This window comes from Parapedobacter indicus (genome assembly GCF_900113765.1).
Lineage (GTDB): Bacteria > Bacteroidota > Bacteroidia > Sphingobacteriales > Sphingobacteriaceae > Parapedobacter > Parapedobacter indicus.
Genome location: NZ_FOQO01000010.1, coordinates 218,081 through 244,234, shown reverse-complemented (window position 1 = coordinate 244,234; position 26,154 = coordinate 218,081). Strand labels below are relative to the sequence as shown.

General features: G+C 50.0%; 19 protein-coding genes. 1 reads left to right on the top strand and 18 read right to left on the bottom strand.

Annotated elements, in window-relative coordinates; all coding sequences use genetic code 11:
- Positions 1-31: 31 nt before the first annotated feature.
- Positions 32-2,299, bottom strand: coding sequence for a glycosyl hydrolase family 95 catalytic domain-containing protein (locus tag BMZ56_RS19920; RefSeq protein WP_090629810.1), 2,268 nt, complete (start codon positions 2,297-2,299; stop codon positions 32-34).
- A gap of 187 nt (positions 2,300-2,486) precedes the next feature.
- On the opposite strand from BMZ56_RS19920, the gene BMZ56_RS19915 reads away from it, so the two are divergent.
- Positions 2,487-3,365: an AraC family transcriptional regulator gene (locus BMZ56_RS19915; RefSeq protein WP_090629807.1), complete on the top strand. Its 879-nt coding sequence runs from the start codon at positions 2,487-2,489 to the stop codon at positions 3,363-3,365.
- Here BMZ56_RS19915 and BMZ56_RS19910 read toward each other — a convergent pair whose 3' ends face one another.
- From BMZ56_RS19910 to BMZ56_RS19830, 17 genes are all read right to left on the bottom strand, one after another.
- Positions 3,366-4,481, bottom strand: coding sequence for a Gfo/Idh/MocA family protein (locus BMZ56_RS19910; RefSeq protein ID WP_256213847.1), 1,116 nt, complete (start codon positions 4,479-4,481; stop codon positions 3,366-3,368).
- Positions 4,456-5,505 (bottom strand): L-rhamnose/proton symporter RhaT, encoded by a 1,050-nt coding sequence (locus tag BMZ56_RS19905; protein WP_090629805.1) that lies wholly within the window; start codon positions 5,503-5,505, stop codon positions 4,456-4,458. Before BMZ56_RS19905 ends, BMZ56_RS19910 begins: the two co-directional genes overlap by 26 nt.
- On the bottom strand, positions 5,502-6,362 hold the full coding sequence (locus BMZ56_RS19900) for an amidohydrolase family protein (protein ID WP_090629801.1): 861 nt from the start codon (positions 6,360-6,362) through the stop codon (positions 5,502-5,504). The genes BMZ56_RS19905 and BMZ56_RS19900 overlap by 4 nt, the downstream gene beginning before the upstream one ends.
- Positions 6,359-7,516: an extracellular solute-binding protein gene (locus tag BMZ56_RS19895; RefSeq protein ID WP_090629798.1), complete on the bottom strand. Its 1,158-nt coding sequence runs from the start codon at positions 7,514-7,516 to the stop codon at positions 6,359-6,361. The genes BMZ56_RS19900 and BMZ56_RS19895 overlap by 4 nt, the downstream gene beginning before the upstream one ends.
- Positions 7,517-7,523: 7 nt before the next feature.
- Entirely contained in the window at positions 7,524-7,961 is a 438-nt protein-coding gene (locus tag BMZ56_RS19890) for a MaoC family dehydratase (RefSeq protein ID WP_090629796.1), read from the bottom strand.
- Positions 7,962-7,975: 14 nt separating this feature from the next.
- Positions 7,976-8,482 carry a MaoC family dehydratase gene (locus tag BMZ56_RS19885; RefSeq protein WP_090629793.1) on the bottom strand — a complete coding sequence of 169 codons (507 nt, stop codon included), beginning with the start codon at positions 8,480-8,482 and terminating at the stop codon, positions 7,976-7,978.
- A gap of 21 nt (positions 8,483-8,503) precedes the next feature.
- On the bottom strand, positions 8,504-9,643 hold the full coding sequence (locus BMZ56_RS19880; RefSeq protein WP_090629791.1) for a CaiB/BaiF CoA transferase family protein: 1,140 nt from the start codon (positions 9,641-9,643) through the stop codon (positions 8,504-8,506).
- Positions 9,640-10,785 carry a CaiB/BaiF CoA transferase family protein gene (locus tag BMZ56_RS19875; protein ID WP_090629788.1) on the bottom strand — a complete coding sequence of 382 codons (1,146 nt, stop codon included), beginning with the start codon at positions 10,783-10,785 and terminating at the stop codon, positions 9,640-9,642. Before BMZ56_RS19875 ends, BMZ56_RS19880 begins: the two co-directional genes overlap by 4 nt.
- A gap of 14 nt (positions 10,786-10,799) precedes the next feature.
- Positions 10,800-13,310, bottom strand: coding sequence for a glycosyl hydrolase family 95 catalytic domain-containing protein (locus tag BMZ56_RS19870; RefSeq protein ID WP_090629787.1), 2,511 nt, complete (start codon positions 13,308-13,310; stop codon positions 10,800-10,802).
- Between the two features lies 1 nt (position 13,311).
- A complete protein-coding gene (locus BMZ56_RS19865; RefSeq protein WP_177195224.1) occupies positions 13,312-14,820 on the bottom strand; it encodes a RagB/SusD family nutrient uptake outer membrane protein in 1,509 nt (502 codons plus the stop codon).
- Between the two features lie 13 nt (positions 14,821-14,833).
- The gene (locus tag BMZ56_RS19860; RefSeq protein WP_090629782.1) at positions 14,834-17,941 is read right to left on the bottom strand and encodes a SusC/RagA family TonB-linked outer membrane protein; all 3,108 of its coding nucleotides are present in this window, start codon (positions 17,939-17,941) and stop codon (positions 14,834-14,836) included.
- Between the two features lie 137 nt (positions 17,942-18,078).
- Complete coding sequence (locus BMZ56_RS19855; RefSeq protein ID WP_090629779.1) at positions 18,079-19,035, bottom strand: 2-hydroxyacid dehydrogenase; 957 nt, start codon at positions 19,033-19,035, stop codon at positions 18,079-18,081.
- 45 nt (positions 19,036-19,080) lie between these two features.
- The gene (locus BMZ56_RS19850; RefSeq protein WP_090629778.1) at positions 19,081-20,247 is read right to left on the bottom strand and encodes a mandelate racemase/muconate lactonizing enzyme family protein; all 1,167 of its coding nucleotides are present in this window, start codon (positions 20,245-20,247) and stop codon (positions 19,081-19,083) included.
- Between the two features lie 12 nt (positions 20,248-20,259).
- The gene (locus tag BMZ56_RS19845) at positions 20,260-20,952 is read right to left on the bottom strand and encodes an RraA family protein (RefSeq protein ID WP_090629775.1); all 693 of its coding nucleotides are present in this window, start codon (positions 20,950-20,952) and stop codon (positions 20,260-20,262) included.
- Positions 20,953-20,967: 15 nt separating this feature from the next.
- A complete protein-coding gene (locus BMZ56_RS19840) occupies positions 20,968-22,776 on the bottom strand; it encodes an exo-alpha-sialidase (protein ID WP_090629773.1) in 1,809 nt (602 codons plus the stop codon).
- A gap of 79 nt (positions 22,777-22,855) precedes the next feature.
- Positions 22,856-24,319, bottom strand: coding sequence for a sialidase family protein (locus BMZ56_RS19835; RefSeq protein WP_177195223.1), 1,464 nt, complete (start codon positions 24,317-24,319; stop codon positions 22,856-22,858).
- Between the two features lie 32 nt (positions 24,320-24,351).
- Complete coding sequence (locus tag BMZ56_RS19830) at positions 24,352-26,127, bottom strand: RagB/SusD family nutrient uptake outer membrane protein (protein WP_090629770.1); 1,776 nt, start codon at positions 26,125-26,127, stop codon at positions 24,352-24,354.
- Positions 26,128-26,154 lie beyond the last annotated feature (27 nt).

Genomic DNA, 26,154 nt, shown 5'->3' with positions numbered 1-26,154 from the left:
TGCCCACAGACAACAGCAAAACATCCATCCATTACCGACGCGTTAGCCGGATCATTTCGCCGGCATCCATATCAAACTCGATGATATTCCCATCGTCGCCGACGGGTTGCCGCCCATCGGAAACCGTATACTGCTCATCTGCGAAGGGATTGACAATGCGCAGCTTGCCTCCTTTTTCGGATTTGATACGCACTTCATCCAGCGCTCCTTGTTTACGCATCGCGGAAACGAGGAACGCCCCTTCGGCCCGCAGATCGCGGAAGGAAACATCTGCCCAGTCGGGGGGAATCGCCGGAAATATTTCCAGCGCTCCGGCGTAGCTTTGCAGTAACATTTCCTGTATTCCTGCCGCGAAAGCAAAATTTCCTTCCAGTGTAAACGGCCGATACGAAAATTTCGAGTAACCCGATTGCGTCTGGTCGCCGTTCAGGTGGAAGGTATTAGGCGAGCAGAATGCTTCGGCGAATATCCGCAATGCCTCAGCTGCTCCACTTCCGTCTTTAGCCCGGGCTTTCAGGTTACCCAGCCAGGACCAAGAGTACCCCACCCAATAGTCAGGACCCACCGTTTCCAGCAGCCGAATGCTGTTCTTAATGATGTGCTGCGCCTGTTCACCCTGCTCCCACTGGATAAGCCCCAGCGGATGAATCGCCATCAGGTGTGAAAAATGCCGATGCGATTCCTGGTAAGCCAAATCGGGTGCAAATTTCAGCTCGTTGTTTTCGCTTATTGCAAATTCAGGTAACTGAGGTAACATTTCCCGCCAATGCTGTGCCTGTTCGGTAAACCCCACCTCTCGCGCGACCTCGGCTCCGTATTGAAAGGCATACTGGATCAGCGCCAGATCGTAATTGGTCATTTCCTGGAACCAGGCGTCGATACGGTTGTCGTTGATTTCCGGACTCGAACTTAGCGGCAACTGCAACTTGCCGTTGGCATCTTTCTTTACTATCGATTCAAAAAAAGTATTGACATCACGGAACCAGGGATAAACCCGCTGCACCAGCAGCTCACGGTCCATGCTATAACGCCACTGCAAGTAATAATGCTGTGCCAGCCATGCCGCAGTAGTGGGTGAGCACGAATATTGCACCCATCCCCCGAGATAGCTACCATCCAACGCAGTGACACCCGGTACCGCCAATCCCTTCGTTCCGAAAAACCCATTGGTAAACCGCGCGAACGCCGGTCTGCCGCTTTCAAGAAAATCAAGGTAGGCTTCTGCCTCCACGAGGTGGTTAGCCCCATAGGCAGGCCAGTAGCTCAGTTGCGTATTCAGGTCGTGGTGAAAATCCCCTTTCCAGGGCGGTATGCGTCCATTATCCGCTGTCCAGATGGCTTGCAGGGAAATTGCCGGTGCCCCCGTCCGCGCTACGCAACCAAATTTATATTGTTCCAGGTACCATTGCTTTTCCAGCGCTTTGTCCGGTATCTGGATGGAAGACGAAGCCCAAAAGGTGTCCCACCACCGTTGATGGGTAGCTAAGTCGACCTCCCATCCACGTGCAAAAGCTAGTGCGACCTCTTCCCTGGCGCTCAGCGACTGTTTACGAGTGGTGATACTCCATGCACCGACGAGGGTACTGCCTTCGCGTTTCCACGCCACGTACACTTCATACACAAAGTCGCCCCAGCCCTCCTGCATGTAATACATACTACTGTCTGTCCGTTTTAACGTTCCCGGCGGATAGCCCAAGCGTTTCAGGTCGTCGCCACTATGAGCATTGTCGTTTTCTTGTTTATCGCCTCCCCGGTAGGGCGGTGGCGCAATAACAGGCGACAGCCCTTCCGGTGCATTCGATATTCTAAACCATCCGATTGGCCGCTCTGCATGCACAAAAGCCGCTACACGCATGCCGCCCGCGTACTGTATATGCGCCATTGCGGATGCAATATCGACCGATGAAGACACCACCGGATCATCGATAGGAAACATCAGCGCCGCGCCGGGAATTTTACTGGGAGCCGGAAGTTTGTCGTACGGCTCATCAAAATATTTCTGTACGATACCATAATCGTTCTTTAGTACCTGTTGCCGGATCCATTCGAAATTAAACTCAGGCCTGTCCAGTCCTTCCATCGGCCGCTCGTCCCAGAGATCCGCCCGGTCCAACGCGAAACGCAGCGAGTCGCTCTTCTTCCAGATCAGTTGACCCAGCATCCCATTACCCAATGGCAGGCCTTCGTCCCAACGATTGGGAATGCGATTAAATGTTAGGTTATGCGTTTCTACAGGCTGTGCATATAACGCACAAGCATGAACGAATAAGATACCACTAAAGGCTATTTTTCGGATCATCTTTTCTTTAAATTGGTCACCTCAAAATAAGCAAATCTCTTCTTGTTTTTCATGCTCAATTTTACCCAAACTGTAAAGGATTTAGGCACATGGTAAAGTACATCCAGAAAACTTCAGTATATTTCCTCGATAAAAGTTATCTTTCAGATCGATTTCAAGTAATCACAGTCTAACCAATGTGGAAATTATGAAACCTGAGTTAATTGTTGACGCACCCATTGTCGGGCAGAAAAAAATATGGGTAAAAGAAATTAACCATTCCCATTTCAATCACCCATTCCATTTCCATAAACTTTGTGAATTGGTATGGATAGAAAAAGGTCATGGAAAGCTCATCATGGGCGACTATGTGGGCAATTATCAGGCGGGAGATTTGGTGCTTATCAGTCCCGAAATGCCACATCTGTGGCGGAGTGATGCCGTCTATTACGAAAAAACACTCAATCTGTACACCAAAGCCACAGCCATTTATTTTCCATCGAATTTGATCGCCCGGATCACCGATGATACCGATAGCATCAGCCGGTACCAAAAGATGCTCGTTCGTGCGCAACGTGGAATCCGGTTCTTCGGCGGTATCAAATCGATCATTCTGGAAAAAATAGCCGCCTTGCGCGCCAGTACAGGATTGTCACGTATCGGCCTGTTTCTGCAAATCGTCGATTTGCTATCCAACACGGACCACAGCGAAGCGTTGGCGAGTGTTTCCTACCGGACATCGATCGATGAAAGGGACATGAAGCGTTTCAATGATGTATACCAATACCTACTGCAAAACTTCGCCCGAGATATCTCACTTAAGGAAATGGCCGAGATCAGTCACATGTCTCCCAACTCCTTCTGTCGGTTTTTTAAATTAAAAACTCAGAAAACATTCATCCAATTTCTCAATGAAATCCGTATCGGCAATGCGTGCAAGCTGCTGCAGACCGATGATTATTCACTCAAGGAGATCTGTTATCGCTGCGGTTACAACAATCCCACCAGTTTTCATACCGCTTTCAAGCAAATCATGAAGGTCACCCCCATTGAATACCGGGAATCGTTGAACCAATCTGCGTTGTAACTACGGCATAAACCCCGCTAGCGGCGGGATCACGGTACGATATGCCGCTTCCACACACAACATGGTTTCAAAACCGTCCTCCACGGAGTTGTCGGGCTGCTTTCCCGTGTGCCGGGCTTCCATCACCTCTGCCATGCTACCGATGAAGGCATGCGGAAACCACGAACCGTTGATCGGCAGGGATTTCCAGCCCGTACGGCTTCCGTCTTCTCCGAGCAGTGCGTACTCAAATTTATCTTCTACACCATCGGGATAGTTCATGATCAGTCCCAACTGGATCCGCACGGCGCCCAACGTACCTTCTATTTTCACATACGCATTTTCATATGCGGCCCCATATCGATGGGCGTGGTTGGTCAGGATGTTAGCCCTCAACATATCTCCGTAATCTAAGATGATCGCCGATCGTACAGAATCGAGGTCTGCCATAAGCGGATGTTTCACCGTTTTGCCGAGCACTCCCCTAGGGGTGCCGATTAAGTGGCGGATGAGATCGATGTAATGGATGCTGTGGTATACTATCTCCACGCGCGGAGCCTCCCGGAGAAAATCCCATAAATGCCACGGTGTGTATGCGTCCACATGCACTTCGATATCGCATACTTCACCCAACACACCCTGACGGCGCATTTCTTTGGCCATCATCATGTAGGGTGCATAACGCAACTGGAAATTCATGGCCGCGGTAATGTTTTTTTTCCGGCATATATCGAGGATTCGCTGGGCATCAGCGATGTTCTCTCCCATTGGCTTTTGGAGCAACACATAAGTATTTGCTGGCAGCCGTTCCAAGATTCCAAGGATGGCATTGCCCGGAACCGCTACATCGAAAATAACGGCATTGCCGTGCTGCCTGCAGGCCTCATCCAGACTGTCATAAACGGAGGGAATCGCAAAGTCATCAGCGACTTTTCGGGCAAGCTCACTATTCAGGTCGGTGATCCCGGTTACTTCAAATCCTGCCAGCGCATACGCAGGCAGGTGCGCTTGCTGGACGATATTTCCGGCGCCGATGCATACTATTGGCGTGTGCAGTGCAGGTTTCGGAATTTGGTAAGCAATGCGTGATAAATCCATAAATTCTGTGCTGTTAAACGGTGCCCAGGTAATTCCCATAGGTAAGCAATAGTACCGAAGCAACTAACGTCAATAAAGCCACATACAGGGCAACGAGCGTAGGCCGACGTACGCCTGACCACTCCTTCATCAGCAAACCGATAATCAGGCTGATGGCAACCAGCATAATCATGTGAATAGCCCAGCTGCTGAATTTATAATTACCCATCCGTACATGTCCCAGGCCATAGAAAAAAAATTGCGTGTACCACATGCATCCAGTCAGGCAGGCCAGCAGATAGTTCCATCCCAGCCGTCGCCTGTTTGACGGTTCGGCCGTCGTCAGCAACCGATACTCCGCAAAGGAACGATGCTTCCGGTGCAGGTGAACACAATACAGGCAAGTGACCAAGAAAGCACCGGTATTCGAAAACAGGTAAATCACATTTCCCTGAAAACTACCGGCACCATGCCGCTCGGCCACCTCGGCTATCGGTTGTCCCTGGTCAAGTGCAAAACTGTAACAAGCCGACAGTACACCGGCCAATATACAAAGCGGCAGCCCTTTCCGGACATCAAACTGAAATAGGTTGTTTCCCCGTATTAGATCTTTCTCTTTAGCAACACCGGCCAAACCACAAAATGCGATACCTGCCGTGCCGACGACCACGCCCCATCCGATCCATGCACCCCCAGCTTCTGCTAATGTCGTCATTAACGTGCCGTGATACAGGGGTGGCAGGAGTGTACCCAGTACGCACGAAAGACCTACGGACACGGCATAAGTCAGCGAAAACCCTACATACCTGATCGCCAATCCAAAAGCCGTGCCACCTACTCCGTAAAGCGCGCCGAGGGCAAACGACTTACCCATGGCATCCGCCGGTGCTTCACGCAGCACGGTGAGCAGTTCGGGGATAGTTAATACTGCTACGACGATGGGCAGCAACAACCAGCAAACGGCGGCCTGTGCCAGCCAGAACGTCTGCCAAGACCAGCTGACTGTTTTCTTTTGCGGAGTATAACAAAGTGCCGCGGAAAAAGCCCCAACTGCATGTAATAAAATACCTTCGGTTAGATTCATGGCATCTCCAACTTATAGAAAGCTATTGCATTCTCGCGGTATATTTGTGCTTGCTCACCGGGAGGCAACAGATTACCAATCACTTCCCGGTATGTCTGCCACGTATGTGCATACGATCCGGCCAGCAGTGAAACCGGCCAGTCCCCTCCGCATATGCAGCGTTCTACCCCAAAAAGTTCCAACACATAAGCTACATAAGGCTTAATGTCTTCCGCCGTCCACGCATTCCCTTTTCCGGTGGTGGTACCTAAGCCGGAAATCTTACACCAAACCTGCGTATGCTGACACACTTCCGACATCAATTCACCCCAACGACCGAACGTCTCTTTGGCCGCGATGGGTGGCTGGTTAAGGTGATCAAGCATGAGGCGAAGTCCGGGGATCCGTTCGGCCACCTCCAACACCGTTTCGAGGTGTTCCGGTAAGACACCTACTACGTCGTACGGTATGCATTCGGCTGCCAATATGCGAAGACTATCCAGCACAGGCTCACGCAGCAGCCACTTTGCGTCCGTTTCGTTGTGTATCAGGTGCCGCACCCCTTTGAGATGTGGCTCCTTCCGAAACTGCCCCTCGATCAGTCGCTGTACATCTTCGGGTGCCTCCAACGGCAACCACCCTACCACCCCCACAACGGTGGGAAATGCTCGTGCGATTTCCAGCATCAACTCCGTATCGTCCACGTTGTTGGCGGCTTGTACCAACATGCCACCAGCAATTCCGGCCTGCTGGAATTCCGGCTGCAGCTCCGAAAATGCATAATTCCGGTTCAGTAGTGTGCCGTTGCCCTCAAGCCAGTCGTACCGGGCTCGTTCTAGATTCCAGCAATGCACATGCGTATCAATTATAGCGTTCATAGTCTCTTCCGTGATTCGCGATAGATGGTATTTATTTCCGTGAGTACCCGTGTAGGATCTCCGCCATGGCGAAGGTAGCGCTGTAACGGTTCTCCAGCCCGATCCTGAAAAGAAAGGTAGCCGTTGTACCGTGGTCTTACATACGCCCGATCCAGCGCTGGCAGGGTATCCTTGAAAAAGTGGTTGCAAGATAAGTTGACGCGTTCATTTTCCCAAGCACTGCGATGGCCGGGTTGTCCGCCTGCCTCGGCATACAGGGTAGACTGGATAACACCGGAGGTAATCCACGTCGCGAAATCCAGCGCCGTTTGTTGATGTCGGGAAGTGGCCGAAACGGCCAGTCCCGTACCCCCCAATGTCGTTCTCATCTTATTGTCTGAAGTTCCAAAACCTACAACATCCGTATAAGCAAGTACATTTGCCGCATAACCCGTACGTGCGTAGTTTGAATAACCATAGGAAAACGGGCAATACCAATAACCAGCTTCTGCAGTCATGCATTCTGCCACCCGAATGGGATTCATCTCAAAAAACCGTTGATCGATCAAACACCACAACGACCGCATTAATTCCAATGCCTCAATGCCCGAAACTTGGCCTACCACTTCTTCTTCGCTAAGGAATGGCTCTTGGCCAACTACAAGGCAAAATGTGTAGAAGTACATCAGCAGATCAATGGGAATCGACGGAACGGCCACTTTGCCTGCTTTAGCCAGCGATAGTACGTCGTCCCATACCGTCGGCAACGCTGCGTCGTGTTTGTCCAGCAGGTCTTTACGGTAACTTGCTACAGGCGTGGCGGCATCGATGGCCAACGCCCATTGGTGTCCATCGTATTGATAGCTGGCGTGCGAAAAGCCAACGGAATGACGGGCCTGATCTCGCAGTACACCACCGGACAAATAACTATCCAGGGGGAGTACCAATCCCACTGCCGCCGCACGGCCCACCCATGGGTGATCGATGATCAGCAAATCATACTGTGGCACCAACTGATCGAGCGGCGCATCTGCAAACTCCTGTAAGGTACGCTTATCCCACGTGACGGACACCTCGGGATGCAACTCTCCGTACCGCTGGGCGGCTGCCACTAGCGGCGTGTACCCCCGGCTGTGGTTCCATGTAATACCACGCAATGTAATCGGTTTTTTCATACCTTGTCTATTTACGGTTTACCAACAACAGGTGCTCGCAAACCATCACCGGTTGCCCATGTTGGTTGACCACCTCCACGCCTTCCACAACCATCCCTTTATCCGGCTGCCTATGCGGCCGTTTGTCAGTGATGGTTACCTTTACACGGATGGTATCACCGATGAAGACCGGGCGCAGGAACCGCAGGCGGTCGTATCCATAGGTCAACGACTCTTCATTAATGGTTCCTGCCGTCATCCCGATGGCTACGCTGAAAATTAACGTTCCGTGTGCAAGACGCTGCCCAAACGGTTGAGTTTTGCACCACTCCACGTCCATGTGGTGCGGATAGAAATCTCCGGTTTGGCCAGCATGCAGTACGATGTCGCTTTCAGTGATGGTTCGTCCCGTGGTTTCCCGCGTTTCTCCCGTCCTATACTCTTCAAAAAATTTCCTGTCATTCATGCCGTTTGTTGTTTTTATTCAGCAAAGCTGGAGGTTTCCCGGTATTTGACTGTTTGCAGGTGCTCGCAGTACAACACAAGCTCGCCTTCGTTTTTAAAGACTTCATAGCTGGCGCGATACAGTCCCATATCTTTATACTTGGGTTCTTTCGCGAGGTTGGTCTTGATGCAATACAGCGTATCGCCGATAAAGACGGGTTTAATGAAGCGCAACTTATCATAGCCATAGCTGAAAGCATTTATACAGTTTGTAGCCACCAACCCCAGTCCCAGGCTGAATACAAATGCACCGGCCACCAACCGCCTGCCGAAAATGCCTTCCCGACCGGCAAATAACTCGTCTGCCACATAGGGATGAAGGTCCTGCACCAGCGTGTTGAACTGCATGCTTTCGCCCTCACTGATGGTGCGCCGGATAGAGCGTATGCGCAGTCCGATTTCAATGTCTTCGTAAAACCAGTTTTCGGCATTCCAAATTGGAATATCGCCGTGCGATGCCGGATCAGGATTGGGATTCTTCATGTTCTTTCGGTTTAATTGTATTTACAGTCCAAACTCATTTTCAATCTCTTCATTATGCTCACCCAAGTGGGGAGCAGCCGTTTCTGATTTCAAAATCACTCCGTCTACCCGTATCGGGCAGCGCGTGGTGGTCAGCTCAAAGGCTTCATTGTGTACCTGCTGCTCCATTTGGAGTACCCGGTAACCTTCTTCGCGGCGCAATTTTTCGTAGTCGAGTACATCCGCACACCAGATGTCAGCGGGTTCAAGGCGCGCGAGCCATTCGGCGGTCGGCTTCGTAACCAGTAACTCTTTCAGGATGTGTTTGATTTCATCGCGTTGGTCAAACCAACTGCGTTCATCCCTATAGCGTTGCAGCGGTGGGCTGTCCAGCAATTCACCCAGCCTTGGAATGTTGCCCATGGCGAGTGCCATATACCCGTCGTGGGTTTTGTAAATGCCGTAGGGCGCGGCGATGTAGGCATGGGCTCCATTTACCGAGCTCCGTTTCGGCAATTGGAATCCATCGTTCAGATAGGTGGTGATCACTTCAAACTGGAAATCCAGTAAGCTTTCCAGCATGCTGATCTGTATATGCGCACCTTGGCCGGTAACCAAGCGCCGGTATAACGCAGATAAGATGCCCTGTGCCAAGTGTGTACCAGCGACGATATCGCCGACAGCCACTCCCATGGGTATGGGGGGATCGTCTGCGCTACCGCTCAGGTAAGTAATTCCGGAAACAGCCTGTAACAGCAAATCCTGACCGGGCATCTCCCTCCATTCGCCCACCTCTCCGTATCCGGAGATGGAACCGTAGATAATCGTCGGATTGAGCTCCTTCACCTGTTGATAGTCGAGTCCGAGACGTTCCATGACTCCAGGCCGGAAATTGTGCAGCATAACGTCTGCCCGAGCAATCAGCTTATTGAGCTTGGCCCGGTCTTCCGGCTTTTTCAAATCGGCTGCAAAACTTTCTTTGTTGCGGTTTATTGCATGGAAGATGGTTGATTCTCCATGTACTTCCACATCGGATACATACAACGAACGGCAGATATCTCCGGTATCGGGCCGTTCCACCTTGATGACCCTTGCCCCCATGTCTGCCAGCCGCAGGCTTGCCGACGGCGCAGAAAGAAATTGGCTGAAATCGAGTACTAAAATATCTTCCAACAACTTCATTTTCGACTGAGTTCGGCTTTAATCACATCGGTTTGTTCACCCACGGCAGGTGCTGGCTTTGCGGCATGGACAACCGTACCATCCATACGTATGGGGCAACGGGTGGTGGTCAGGGTCTTGCCACCGTTCAGGGCCACATGCTGTTCCACTTGAAGCTGACGGTAAGTTTGAGTACTCCGCAATTGATCCCAATTCATCACCGGTGCCATCCACAAATCATGAGGTTGCGACCGTTCGAGCCAATGAGCGGTCGTATTCGTCTTAAAATGATGCGTCAGCACACATTTAATCTCGTCACGTTTTGTAAAAGCTTCCGCCTCCGTAAACCCGGCCAATGCAACGCAATCGATGGCCCTATTGAGCCGCTGAAGGGGCATCATAGCGACGGCGAGGTATCCATCGGCTGTTTTATAGATACCATATGGGGCACTCAGCAAGGTATGCGCATTGTTTACACTGGACCGGATCGGCACGCGCTTGGACTGAAAATAGGTGGTAAACAACTCAAACTGAAAATCAACCGCACTTTCCAGTAGACTAAGTTCCAGCTTCGCTCCCTGTCCGGTCCGTTTTTTCCGGATCAGCGCAGCCAATATTCCCTGGACGGCCTGGTTACCACACAGATAATCGCCCAAGCCTAAGCCAAAAGGTACGGGGTTGTCCTGCTTATTTCCGGTCGTATAGGCAAGCCCTGAAAGCGACTGGATGAGTAGGTCTTGCCCGGGTTTATTTTTCCAAGGCCCTTCCTCCCCATAGCCACTGATGGACGCGTAAATAATGCTCCTGTTCAACTTTTTGACAGATGCGTAGTCGAGCCCTTTTTTCTCCATCGTTCCCGGTCTAAAATTGTGAATGAGCACATCGGCTTTAGCGATCAATTTATCCACCCATTCCCGGTCCTTTGGATCGTTCAAATCGGCCGCAAAGCTATCTTTATTGCGATTAATGGTATGGAAGAGCAACGAGTCTTCACCGACCCATTGATTTTCTATGGCCAATTTACGGCCTGCTTCACCTTTGTTCGGCCGTTCGATTTTAATGACCCGTGCCCCGAGATCGGCCAGCCGCAGGGTGGCACAAGGGCCTGATAGGTATTGGCAAAACTCCAGCACCCATATATTTTTCAATGGTAAATCCTTCATGTGTTTGCAGTGTGTTATTCCAGTGTCAATATAATTTCCTCTGCAGAAGTCGTTTCAAGTTCAATGAGTTCTGTTGTGATCGGCCACTTTTTTCCAGCGGTTTCGATGAATCCTTTTTTACCCCAAGGCGATTTTATCTTCAATGTCGCTCCTTTCTCGCTAATAACGTTTACCCACCGCACCTGGCCTCCTTCGAGGGATGCGCTCACCAAAAAGGCACCTACCGCCCGGAGGGTCGTGAATTGTGCATCTTTATCCATCGGCCAATTGGGAAACAACTCTATGGTTCCTGTATAGCTCTGCATCAGGCACTCGTTGATCACGGCAGGCAATCCGAAGTTTTCAAACCAAATGCCCATGCCGGCCATAAAATCAAAATTTGTCTGGTCACTATATCGGCCATGTACCTGCATAACCATATCGGTGGCTGTTCCGTTCGGCAGGAGGGAGTAATTCACCTGCTGCTTAAACTGCTCCAGATCGAGCAAACCGATGCGTGCCGCCTGTAAGTTGAGGAACACCAAGTCATTCCCGCCCTCGTTCTGTTGGTTGCGGAAGGTGTTTTCCAACCACTGCAAGGTATCCGGGGAAGTATGCAAACCGTGCTGTTCGCCCGGAAAAACCGTCGTCAGCGGCAGTGGCACATTATATACCACTTTGTCATGCTCGCCCGGTACGGAAACGAAAATCGGTCCAAGAGCGGGTGATTTGGCCATGGGATAGTCCGGAAAATTTGTAAGGATGTCTCGGATGGATTCAACAATAGTCCCATCCTCCGCCTGCGTGCCCAACACCTGCACCATTTGGCTAAATGCGTTGAATATGAATTTCGTCAGCGCCAGATCGATATTCACATCGTAATTAAAGGCAAACCCCGGCCGCAGCGAATATAGCTCGGGCGGAATGGTTGGAAAAATGTGATAGCGGTCGTCGTCCCACCGGTCGCCACCACGCGCTTCGGGTCGTTTGATATATGCCACTAAAAACTCCACGGCAGCCTTGATGGGTTCATAAGCACGGTTTTTGAGGAAATCCACATCGCCCGAATACAGGTAATGCCACCAAAGCCCCTGTACGGTCCATGGTGTCTCGCAGATCTCCCACCCCCAATCGGGCACCGGGTAAGGATTCATCGTCATGGTCACGGGATAGGCCGAGTGTGGGAAATATGCCCCCGGCAAGTTGTAATAATCACGCGCCCATTTTCGGCTCACATCCATCAGATTTTCAACGAGCTGTACATACGGCAGGTTCTTTTCCAGGTGATTGCTGGAGAAGGTCATCCAGAAAGGCTGTTGCGTGTTGTAATTCATGTGATAATCGCCATGCCACGCTGTGCCGATGTTGTTGTAGCTCCAGTTGGCAAAGAGTCCCGGAGGCGTCACACCGTCTTTCGCGGCACAGTTGAAGAAGTACAGGTTACGGTACCAAATACATTCCAGAAATTCGTCAGCCAGCCGCATGCCCGACTTATCCCAGTATTGCTGCCAACTAGCGGTGGCTTGCTCTGCTGCCAAGCGGAAAGAAGCTGCCTCCACCGAGGGAACATCCAGTTTTTCTACACGTGCTGGTAATTGACTATCCAGGCCTTCTGCCAACGCCACACAGATTAACAATTCATCGCCATCCCCCAGCGCCGCCTCAAGCTCATGCATCTCCTCTTGATTACCATCCCAATTAATACGCGGCTTTTTCTCCAGTGGTACGTTGGTTTTTGCGATCAGGCTGAACGCCCGCTCTCCCGGATCCCCGGTTGAAGGATTGTAATCGGCAGGCTCCTGCCGGGGCAATACCTGCCGGAATGCCAGCGTACCTGCGGTCAACGCTTCCGTTACTGCATACGTGGGAAATTCCTTAGGTGTAGATGGGTCGGGTATCACCCGAATGCGGTCAAACACATTGGAAGCATCTCGACCCTCTGCATCCAACAACCTCATCCACAACCTATCATGCTCCATCTCTGTAAACACGCGCAGGGTAAGGTGCTTGCCGTCTTTCGTAAGCAGCGATACATCGCACACTCCCGTGGCAATATCCAGCTTATGTCCCAGCAATGTCGCTTCCCGCCGGTCAAAGCCGAGTACCACGCGGCCGCATGGAAACGGGCGGGGATAGGGCTTGGCATAATTTGCTGTGGTAAGCTTATTATATTCCCGGTACCAAGGGTCGTCAGTCAGTTTCTCTAGGGTATCCGGAATTTGCTGCACCTTCTCAAAAACCTCAGCAAATGTGCCGATTTCATCTTTGAAATCTTCGGCAATACGGATATCCCACACGTTGTTGTGACCGAAATACAGCACCACTGCATCGGGTCGCGTAGTTACCACCACACCCATCCCTCCATTTCCAAGCAGGGCGCCCTCGAAGAAGTTGGGCGCAGGCTTGTCATAAACGATAGCATGCTTTTTTGCCTGCGTATAGGCCGATATGGGATGGATGGCTGATTGCGCATAAACCTGCAGCCAGGCTGAGGATGCCAACAGGCAAACAAGCGATGTCAGTGAGTTCCTAAGCAATGGTTTCATATTATTCGTAATTCGGGTTAGGTTCCAAATTCGGGTTAATGTCCAATTCAGATTGCTGATACGGCCACAAGTAATGCTTGGGATTGTCAAACCGGATGGGCACGCCCGCGGCATCCTGCACGTTTGGCATCACCTCATGCGCGATGTGCCAACGCTTGAGATCGAAATAACGCAAGCCTTCCAGCGCAAGTTCGATGCGCCTTTCGTGCCGGATGACCTCCCGCATAACATCTTTGGACGCTTCCATTTCCACCGGAGGCATTTGCACATCCTCCCTGTTCCTGACGCGGTTGATCGCGTCTATCACCGATTGATCTGGTCCATTTGCCTCATTTTGAGCTTCTGCATACATCAACAGGATATCGGCAAAGCGGAGATGCACGTAATCTTGGTCACTCCTGGTGGCATAATCAATCGGTACGATGGTCGGATCGATGTACTTTTTCTGCCGGTAACCTGTGGTGGTGTGCTCGGGCGTATACGGCGAGCCATCGGGATTCAACCAAACCTCATCGGGTAGCATTACCGTCATTTCCAACCGGGGGTCACGATTTTCATAGGGCTGGTCCGGATCGTAAATGCCGCTTGCATCGTTTATGGCCTTACCGTCTGTTGTTTCGTAGGCATCCACAAACTCCTGGCGTGGATTGTTTGACGACCACCAGTTCACCTGAATATCCATCTCCGTATAATCGTCGGGTGCCACGTACCGGGTAGAAAACATGATTTCGGGATTGTTAGCCTGCCCTGGCGTGATAAACAGTCCTGAATAGCTGGTGCCCAGCTGAAAATTTCCAGCGTCTATAATTTCCTTACAGAGCGCAGCAGCTTCCGCAAATTGCTCTTCGTACATCAAGATACGGGCTTTATAGCCCTGCGCACTTCCTTTCACTACATGTCCGTCTGTATAGGGTACATCAGGCAGTTGTTGTATGGCGAAGTCGAGGTCTTCGTGGATAAAGGCCAATAGTTCGGCTTTGGGCGATTGCCGGATGCTGGCGGTTTCAACGGTCGGCACATCCCGGTAAAGCGGCGCGTCGCCAAAGAAGTGCACCAGCTCAAAATAGAAGAACGCTCTTAAAAAGCGTGCTTCAGCCATATAGCGATTCTTTTTCTGCTCGTCGATACCAGGTACGCGCGCTATGTTTTCCAAAAAGTAATTACACGTGTTGATCCCCTTGTAGGCACTGCCCCATATCGCAGAAATGATTCCTCCAGTCGTTTTTTCAATCACACCGCGACTGATGTCGGTCACAGCGCCATGGTTATGGCGTTGCTGGGCGTTGTCTGTCAGACAGTCCAAATCTACCCGTTTCCATCCAAAATATTGCTCATCCCTGAGTCTGCGATAACAGCCGGTTAGGGCCATTTCCACATCGACTTCCGATTGCCAGAATGTTTCACTTGACATCTGGTCTAAAGGTGCGCGGTCCAGGAAATCCGAGCATGAGATACTCCCTATCGTGACCAGTGCGCCCACCAGAACCGTATATAATTTATTCGTTTTCATCGTTGATCGCATTTTAGAGTTTAACATTCAGTCCGGCAGAAAATATCCGTACTTGCGGGTATTGCGCATAGCGTCCGTTACTTGCACGTTCGGGATCCGCCCCGTCGTATTTCGTAGCGGTCAGCAGGTTGTCGCCTGCAACGAACAGCCGCAGCCCCGCAAGCCCGATTTTGCTGACACGGGCAGTGGGGAAATTGTAGCCGATCTGAACGTTTTTGAGCCGAAAGTATGAGGCATCCTGTAGGAAAAAGGTGGATGCATTGCCATTAACCGGACTATACTCGCTGTTTCCTCCTACGTAAATGTGCGGCAGTTCATTGGTTGGATTTTCCTGCGTCCAGGCGTTACGCCATTTTGCGGGCGGAGCCCCGGCTTGGTAAAACGGTTCGCTACCAAATTGATTTACATACAGCTTACGGCCTTCTACCCCCTGAAAAAAAGCAGTCAGGTCAAACTGCCGGTATTCTACGTCAAGACCGAAAGAATACGCAAACTTCGGGTGGGCTCCGTCTACGATAATACGATCTTCAGGTCCCACAGAGCCATTACCGTCCTGATCCTTGAATTTCAGATCACCCGGCTTGGGATTAAACGGCTGCGTAGGCGAATTGGCAATTTCCTCGTCCGATTGAAATACCCCGATCCATTCAAGCATGTAAAACGAATTCCAAGGCTCACCCTCGCGGGACAGCGTATAGGTGCCGATAGCTGGCGACAGCAACCGGGTTACTTCGTTGCGATAGGTATTGAATATTCCGCTTATCCGATAGTTGACCTCACCGATATGATGGCGATGGCGCAATTCGAGGTCAATACCTTTATTCTGCATCGCCCCGAAGTTGACGGTAGGTGCATCCAACCCCACGCTGGCGGGTACAGGCTGCGTATAGAGGATGTCCGTTGTATTCTTACGATACACATCCAGTGAGAAGCCAAACAGGTCGTTGAGCATGCTGTAATCTAAACCGATGTTGAATACCTCGGTAGATTCCCAGACCAAATTCTTATCCGTTAGCCGGGTTACATAAGCGCCCGGTGTGAGACTCGATCCGAACGCATAGTTAGCCTGCGAGAGAATGTCCTGATAGGGGTAGTTATTGATCTCTTGGTTACCCAATTTCCCATACGACAACCGGATTTTCAGGTCGTCAAGCCAATCCAGTGATTGCATGAAATTCTCCTGAGAGAGCCGCCATCCGGCGGAAACCGACGGAAACAAGCCCCAGCGGTTATCACTATATATTCGTGAGGTACCATCGTAGCGCAGGTTCGCCTCCAACAGGTACTTTCCTTCATAACTGTAGTTCACCCGACCAAACAACGATTGGATTGCCCATTCGTTGGCTGTACCGCGGGTAGACTGTCCTTGCGGCGTACCTGCATTTAACTCATTCAATATGGGCGACGGGATGCCGATCCGTGAACCGCCCAATTGACTGTATTTCTGATATTCCTGGCTATATCCGCCCAATACAGAAAAATCATGGCTACCCATCGTTTTATCATACTGCACGGTAGAGAATAATGTGTACAAATTGGTTCGATAATTATCTTGATTGAGGCCATTGTCGATGATGGGCCATAGGTTTCCGGCATAGGTATAATCCACATCGTTTGCGTTCACCTTCTGATAATAATAGGCATCGATATCGTATGCACGCAGTTTATCGTGAACTTCGTCAAGGTTTACAGCCACCTTGGTACTCCAGGTTAAGCCGGGCAACGGCTTAACGTCTACATAAGCCTGTGCCCGGATATTGTAGTCCGTGCGGTTGCGTCCCCCTTCGTTAGCGATAGCCATGGGATTACGGTTCTGCCATACTTTTTCGTAGGCCCTTGCCGAATACCGACCGCTGCCATCAGGTAGATAGGGACGGGAAAGGCCCGTCTGCGAATAGATCATCAGCACATATTCATCGTTTTCAAACGAGGGAGCCCGAAGGTCGCGTTGCGCAAGCGCAATGTTGGAGCCCACGCTGATCCAGTCCCTAATGTCGGTATTGACACTGATCATTCCTGTATACCGCTGATGGTCGTGACCGGGCAGTACTCCATCCTGATTTAAGTATCCCAAAGACAATTGGTACGTAGAACGTTCACCGCCACCACTTATTGCCACGTGATGGTTGTGGACAAAAGCTTTCTTGAACGTATTGTCTACCCAGTTGTAATTCGGATATTGCGGATCCGAACCGTTTCGGTAGGCAGCAATCTCTTCTTCCGTAAAAGTTGCATAGCCGCTGCCACTAAATGCCACCGCACTATTCCAGAGTTCCATCGTTTCGGCGGAGTTCCAGATCAAATCCGGCAGCCGGGTCGCTTCATGCATGGCAAAATTGTTGGAATACGTAATACTGGGTGCACCGGAAGAACCGCGCTTTGTAGTGACAAGGATGACCCCGTTCGCCGCTCGCGCACCGTAGATAGCCGCCGACGCTGCGTCTTTTAACACACTGATGGAGGCGACATCTTCAGGAGCTACAGCTGCCAGGTTGCCCAATACACCATCAATCAGCACCATTGGCGCCGACGAAGCACCGTATGAACCCTGACCACGGACGCTAAGCGAAGTATTTTCCCTACCCGGCTGCCCCGTACCTTGTGTTACCTGTAACCCTGCTACCCGTCCCTGCAACATATTGCTCACATTGGGTGTCGGTCGTTTCAGCAATACATCGGACGGGACGCTCGCCACTGAACCCGTCAGGTTGATTTTCCGTTGGCTGCCATATCCCACCACGACAACCTCATCCAGATCTTCGCGGTCGCTCTCAAGTGTTACACGGTATACATCCGATGAACTAACTACCACCTCCTGTGTGAGGAATCCTACTGAGGTAAACACCAGTACGGCACTGGCTTCTGCGCGCAGCGAAAACCGGCCAGAAGCATCCGTTTGTGTTGCTGTTTCAGTTCCTTTCACAGCTACAGTTACCCCCTCCAACGATTGTCCGTCTGCATCCACAACTGTGCCGATTACCGTTCGCTGCTGGACTGAGGCGGCGTAGGCCCCTACTCCCCCCGCCCATCCCACAGAGGCCAGCACAAGAATCACATGTACGATCCGTTTTAACCGCGAATCGCACAGCGCCCTGTCTAAAATACATTTAACGCTGATCATACTATTAGATTTAAAAAGTTACGAAGCAAAGGTAGCAGACGGGGGGCCACCCGTTATGATGATTCTTAACGGTGTTGTCAATGATTTTATCAAGATGGGGTCTTAGCGAAATCGATTAGGTTGAATCTAAGTTGAATCTAAATGCTGTTAAGTGCATGCTGGGGCTTTTTACCACTCAACGCATCTGCAACATTCCTTGCAGCCGCACTGACACTCAACTCCCTTACCGTGTGCGTGCCACCAGCCATATGGGGTGTTAACAATACATTCTTCATCGCTCTTAGCGGTGCAGGCACATGCGGTTCATCCTCGAAAACATCCAGCACCGCTCCTCCGAGCTTCCCGGTTTTTAGCGCCGCAATGCAATCATTTAAATCCAAAATACCGCCCCGCGAGGTATTCACTAATATGGCCCCATCTTTCATTTTCGAGATAAAATTGGCGTCTACCATTTTTTTCGTGGAAGAATTAAGTGGAACGTGTAGCGAGATAATGTCCGAACTCCTCAGTAATTCGTCCAATGGCCGATAATCCTTCTCGTTGCTTTTTTTTCTTGTATAATATACCACATCAGCGCCTATGGCCTTTACAAGCTTCTTTAGCTGGCTTCCAATGCTTCCGAGACCGATTATTCCCACGCTGCATTCATGCAGACTAACGCCATCCCATCTGCCCGGTTCAAAGCCGTGCCAATCACCATTCCTGACGAAACTGTCGGCTTCCAACATCTTTCTTAGGATGATCATCATGCCCACAAATGCATATTCGGCGGTTGGATACGTAAAAAAGCCCGGCGTATTCGTTGCCCAAATACCCTTTTCGGTAAGAAGTGGCAAATTCAGGTTGTCATGTCCAATGGATACGTTAGCAATAATTTTTAGTTGTCGGGCTTGATGAATGAATTCCTCATCTGTTTTTATATCGGTGAAATTAATCACCGCATTGTAATTGCCAATTAAATCCATCAACATGTCCCTGGGCATCAAGGATGCATTTTTCCCGTCCCAAATGGTTACTTCGGCAATATCATCAAGTACCGACAGCCATTCGTGGGGCACGCGCCTGGTGATCAACACCTTTTGTTTTTGATTCATTGTTCTTTTTACACGCTTTCAATGATTTCTCCTCGTCCGGATATCTTACACATAAAACCCTTCCTTTTCTTCGAGAATCCCGGGATGCTTCTCCATTTCATCTTCCACTAAATCGACCCCAAGTCCGGGCCGTTCTGACAGTTTCAAATGACCCTCGGATATCATATGTGACAGGGGATAATCAATGACGGTATCCCGCCAAGGAACGTCGTTAAACATAAATTCTTGACGAAAAAAATTGGGGATACTGGCACATACGTGCGCACTTGCCAAGGTGGATAGCGGACCGTTTGGATTATGCGGCGCAATCAGCACGTTGTACGTTTCAGCCAACGTCGCTATACGTTTTAATTCGGATGGCCCTCCGCATCGGGTAATATCTGGCATCACTACTTCTACCAATTGTTTTTCGAGGACTTCACGTATCCCGAAGCGCGTATACAATCGTTCGCCCACGCAAATGGCCATATTGCCGGGAAGTCGGTCACGTACCGCCCTCAACGCCGCTACATTTTCAGGGCCGACGGGTTCTTCATACCACGCGATATCAAGCGGGGCCAGCAATTGCGCCATTTTTATGGCCGTCCGGATATTGAGCATGGCATGTGTTTCAATCATGATATCGACATCCGGACCTACGGCATCCCTAACCGACTTACTGATGGTATATGCCCGGTTTTGCTGCGAGGCCGTTAAACTGAGATTGGTAGAAAGATCCGTATCATACAAATAAGAGGTATGTGCGAAGGGATCGAATTTCAACCCCGTAAAACCCGCCTTTTTTACGGCTGCCGCCTGGCTTGCGTAGTCGATTTCATTGTGGCCACCCGCTATGAACCAATAATTAGCGTAAAGTTGTATTTCTTTACGAAAGCACCCACCCAAAAGTTCATAACAGGGTACGCCTAGTACCTTTCCTTTTAGATCAAGTAGTGCCATGTCAATGCCACTAATTGCACACATACTTGCGCCATAAGGACCTACCCAGTTCAGATCGCGGTATAGCTTCGTCCAAATAAAATCGGTGCGCATGGGATCAAGGCCTACAACGCGTTCACCGACGTGCTTAGCGGCATGGTATACAATTGGGCTCCCCGGCCAGTTGGTAGCCTCGCCTACACCGGTATAGCCGCTATCCGTATAAATTTTTATCAGTGTCCAATTGTACTTGATGCCTTCCACCAACCAGACTTTAACTTCGGTTATTTTCATACCACTACCCGGTTACATGATTCCGAACTTACCAAAAGCCGCTTTCGCACTCATCCCGTCCAGCATGGCATCTTTTACCGCCCTTTCTCCACGGACTTTTTCCAATGCTCCTCGGATTACCTCGCTTTCTGCTACCTGCGGAACCACGCAAACGCCGTCGATATCCCCGATTAAGATATCATCTGGGTAAATGCTGACCTCACCTATCTTTATCGGCACCCTAAAATCGATAACCTTTCCACGGGGTGCCTGGTCTTGGGCATACCTACCTAAGGAAAACGTAGGGAACCCTAATTCCAATATTTTATCGGTATCCCGAGAGTAGCCATTGACAATGGCACCCACCGCCCCGAGCTTCATCGCCCTTACACTCATCAACTCCCCCCATACCGCGTATGACGGAGAGGAGCCCGTACATACATAAATTTCATTTTCCTTCAGGTCATCCAGCGCATCAAGCATCAGACCGAAATGCTGCTGCAGAACCGCATTCTTCGTGCTTGCTGATGAATCACCAAAACTATCCGCTTCAAGAACGGTCATCGCCCGCCCTGCGACCAACATGTCACCGCGCAACGGTTGAATTTGGGGCGGCAAAAATTGGCATAAGTAGCCCATTTTATCCATAATATCGCCCACAACAGCCGTGAACAATTCAGCTCGTATCAGCTTGAACAGTTCATTATCTGATTTCCAGCTTTCCATATTCGTCTACATTTCTTATAATCCAGCCTGATAATTCGCTATAACTTCAGACGTAGTTAGGTACCTATTATACACTCTGATATGCCGCAGTTGCCCGTTAAAATCAGGATTGCCCTTGCAGGTGTAGGTGTCATTGAGATCTCCCATGAACGTGTATATGCGACCCCAGCCATAGGGCCGTGTACCTAACGAGCCGTCGCTCAACATACCATCAACAATAATAGACGCGATGCCAGATGCTCCATCTACCACAAATACAACGTGGTGGAGTGTACCCGGGGAGAGAACATCCGTATCGGACACGAAAACCTGACCTTCGCGATACGGGCCGTCCGCATCCCTCATTTCGCCATCGTGGATTTTGATTTGGATCGCACGGTTTTCAGCTAGCGAAACTTCCAATCCCTTATGTTTGGAACCAAACGTACTCAATAGCGTTTGTTCAGGCTCCAAGTCCTTCGCCGTAAACCACAACGCTAGCGTAAAGCCACCACCGGTCATCAAATTTGGCAGTGTGGGAAAGTTGATGCTTCCTGCTTTCAGCATGTTATCGTTGCTCTCCATAACCAACCCCTCTTTTACAATACGCCCCTTGTTTTCCAAAAACTGCGACCACATTCCGTCCAGCAAATCCTGACTCACTTCGTGGACCCGCGCATAATTCTTTTGTGTTTCCACGATCCATAGCTTGCCGTCTTGTTCAACAAAATCGGGATAGCTCATTCCGAAAGCCTCGGGATCCATGTCGTAAAGTACGATTTCGGGCTGTGACCATGCTATTTCTCCATCTTTTTCAACTCCGCCAGACAACCATACTGGATTCCTGCCTTGGTAGGTACGGGTTCTAAAGTTATTGTGATACCAAAGCAGGTATTTTCCGTCGCGGGTACGATGTATCCGTGGGCAGGCTCGCGGATTGCCCATCACCCCACCGGAAGCATACGTCAGTTGCTGGGGAAGCGAAAAATTCCGCCCATCATCCCTGCTTATGGAATAAGCCATATGGCCCTCTACGGTACGGTACACCACATACAGACTGCCGTCTTCCATCACAACGGTGTGGTGTTCCTCCTGCACGTCACCGAATTGGGGATTGTTAATTCCTATCTCTCCTTCTGGCAGTAAATCCCAACGGATCTTCTCGGGATCGCTCTCCGTTAATAGATTCGAGCTTTTGAGAATAAACCCCTCTGCCCTTCGGTGAAACCCCTTAGCTTCGGGATTATCGACAAGCAATTTTGAATAAGTAATATATGCAGCTTTGTCAGTGACGACCGGTTTGGCGACGCTCCAGAAAAATTGATACGATCCATTCGAGAAATTATCGTAATCGATTTTGGTTTTCCGCATGGGGACTTCATATCGCTCAGTTGACCACGATTTTCCGTGATCATCTGAGTACCGAAACGCAAACGGTCCGCTCATCACTCCAGCAAGCCCGGGATGACGATCCCGATTGAAATTGTAGAACACATAGATTCGGCCGCTGGGGACTTTTAGCGGAACAGCCCAAGACGACTGGGGAACTCCGGAAGGCTCTACATCGGTAAGTCGACTCCAAGTTTTTCCTTGGTCATAGCTTTTTGTAGAGACAATGTGATTCATGTACGCAGATTCTACTCCGGAAGACGTGGTCATTGTGCATACCCAACTCCCGTCATCACAAACTATTACATAGGGCTGATCGGCATAATGCTCACTGGGCAGTTCACTTCCATTACCAATGTACCTGGCATCGGTGTTGGTTATCTCAATGGTTTGCGATTGTAGGGCTGACGGTAAGAGCACCGTTACGAATGCGAATAACATCAACAAGCGGATCATAAGACTAAGATTTAACTGAATAAAATGTATAAGGATATAACAAGTAACCCAAAAGCGTAGACCTCAGCTACCGAATTCATCATTCATCACCTAGCTCAAGGTATTTCCCAAGAAGATATCGCTTCCGGTCGGGATACCAAAGGATTGTTTTGCCACCGAATTCCGTCACGCTGGGGTATGTTCCTATCTCCGCGGTCATTTTCGGTGGTACAGCAACGTCACCTGTATTTAATATTTCGACGGGATCTCCAAACCATATGGGTTGTTTTGCCATTGCGTTAAATTCACCGACCGCATAATAAGTTGGATTCCTTACCACATTAGCCACATTAATATCCCAATGCTTGGCCGCTTGGTCGTATCCCAGCCGCTCGCCCGTGTTATTGTGAAAAAACAGCACAAATTTCCCATTAGTTAGCCTATAAATTGGACAAGGCGACATGGGGTGTTCAATCCCCGGTCCATCGTCCGAATACCTGAGCATTTCCGGGTCTGTCCAAGTCTTCCCCTGGTCGGAAGAAACGGCATAGTAAATAAACCCCGTCATATTCCGCATAATCGTAAACAGCCGCCCATCAGGCAAGAGGACCACAGCCGGCTCCTGAGCTACCGAAAGATGTGGATATACCGGGTTTTGCACCTCCAGGCCGAGGTCGTTTTCCGGATACCAGTCGATTTCCAGTTCATTGGGAAAGGGATCTTCATCCAGATTCATGAATCGCATAAAATAACACCGGGAATCGGCATTCACCCAATTCGGTTCATCTTTCATCACGGTGTTGGATGTGATCAACGTGTACCCGGCTATCCACTTATCTTCGCTGTCTTTGGTAGGACGCTGCCACACAATCCAGTTTTTGGGGTAAGTGGTATCGGGGTTATCGTACTTGGACCGTGGCATAGGGATTTCTTCAGGCGGTGTCCAGGTAACGCCATTATCATCCGAAAAAATACATCCCATTGTACCGCTGCCCTGGCGATTGTTATCATAGGGCTCGACTTCCTTTGTGTAAAAAATATAAATCCGACCACTTTTTGATACAACGGGAAACCCCCAGCTCGCCTGCAGCTCACTCCGGCCATAGTTGGCACCTACCAAATATGCTGGGGCCGACCAATTGACGGCATCGGCGCTACGTGCCAACACCAGGTGGTTATTTCCGCTACCTTCTACCGAACTTTGCGTCCATAGTGCCAATAGTTCCTCGCTTTTGGGAGCTTTAAAAACAAGAAAATGTTCGTTGTCACCGTTATAAATACCCGAGCCGGTAGGTACGTACACCAGAATGTCGGGATTACTTCTTTTCCATTCTACATCCGGATCGCCCAACGGCACATCTTTTCCGTATCGGCCGAATGGATAATTCATATCGATCAGTTCCTGCCGACTGAAGAGCGGCTTCAGATCGGATTCCTGTGAAGTTTCCTTTTCACCGCCTGTCCCGCCTGTGCAGGAAGTTATTATAATGAATAAAGACGTCAGCAATAAACACGCTGGATATCTGTGGCCGCCTACGGTGGCGCTATTCAAACGATTATTCATGTCATCCATGGTATTACACCTATTAAAAACAACTACCAAGCGGGATCCTGCTGTAAAACACCTGCTTGAATGTCTAGTTGGCTTTCCGGCAATGGCCAATAGTCATGTTTTTCAGCATTAAATACGGCTCCCTGCATGAAAGACCGGAAGTTAGCATCCTTTTCGATAAAGACCGGAATAACCTCATCCAGGATTTCCCACCTCCGCAGATCAAAGAAACGATTTCCTTCCATTGCCGTTTCAAGCCGAAGTTCCATACGAACGGCATCCCTTGCATATTGCTGATCAGGAAAGCTGTCATACGTTCCCAAAAGATAATTAGCAGCTGGCTGATCCCAGTCCACCTCGGCACCTTCCGATCCAGGGGCGTTAGGAAACGTGTAAGACAACGTTCTTCCCATAACGAAGTCGTCGGATGAACGTTCCCTTACCTGATTGACCAGGTTCCGTGCCCGTTCAAGGTCGTTTGCTTCAACTGCACATTCTGCCCGCCAAAGCAAGACATGCGCATATCGAATAAACCGGGTGTTCAGCGCCGTGGACCTTGCAAAAGAGGTATGGGATGCAATCCCTTCGAGTGACTTAGGATACATCCTCTTTTTCAGTTCAAAGGGGCCTCCATTTATCTGGTCGCGTGCCCACCCTGTGCATATCCCCCAATCCAAAAACGGAATTCCACGTCTGGCAACGGTCCAGTCCAGGCGGGGATCCAGCAAATCGGTAGGTGGGATAAATTCATCATTGGGACCCAAGCCCATATCATTTTTTAAGTTAGACTCGTCATACCTGGGCCCCTCATATCCCAATAATGGCAATCCGTTTCCATCTACCTTAAACGCATTCACCAAGTCCATTGAGGGTTGGTACATACCGCAGCAAACGGGGAGCCCGGAAGTAGTAGGCGGATTTGTAGTCCAAATATCGGGAGTCCCGTTGAAACCTTGCGCCGTACCGTCGTTGACCGCACGTTGTATTTCAAAGATGGACTCCGAATTGTTTCGGTGGTCGTAATCAAAATTATCAAAAAAATGAGGTGCCAAGCTGTATATGCCGCTGTTTATAATTTCGTCAAGTAATGGACTGGCGTCAGTATATTTTCCTTGATGGAGTAACACATAAGATTTCAATGCCAGCGCGGCGTATTTTGTTGCTCGTCCCGGTTCGCTAGGGAATCTTTCAGGTAATAACGAAATTGCTTCGGTCAAGTCGGCTTCGATTTCCGGCCAAATCGGATGATCATTGGGAACTGACCCGGGATTACTTTCCTCATGCGATATAAACGGCACCTGATAATGCATTTGCTGCACTCTAAAATGAAAGAGCGCCCGTAAAAATTTTGCCTGCCCCATTGCCTCGCTTCTTTCCTGATCAGTCATGTCCTTGGCATTCAAAATTGCGTTGATGCAATCGTTAGACCTTGATACACCATCGTACATGACAACCCACTTATTGATGATGTGTGCATTATTCGGTAAAGCCACAAAACGTTCGATCTCTCCGCCGTCTGCGAGATCCGATAAGGTAGACCCTTTATACGCGTCGTCCGACGCAAGATCCCAGACCCAGTTGGTAATGGAGGCCGAATACGCTTCGGCGGGCCACCCCGATTTGATGGCGGCGCCTTTGATTAACGAATAACTGGCCGTTAGCAGCAGGTCGACACCCTCTTTTGTGTACAGATCTTCAAGCGATACCACGCCGGTTGGCTTTTTATATAAAAAATCCTCGCTACATGACAACGATAATCCCACGACCAGCAGTAATACCAGTGAGGTTTTACCACTGCTATTTTTTAGTATTTTTTTCATATCATCAAAAATTTAGGGGGTAACAAA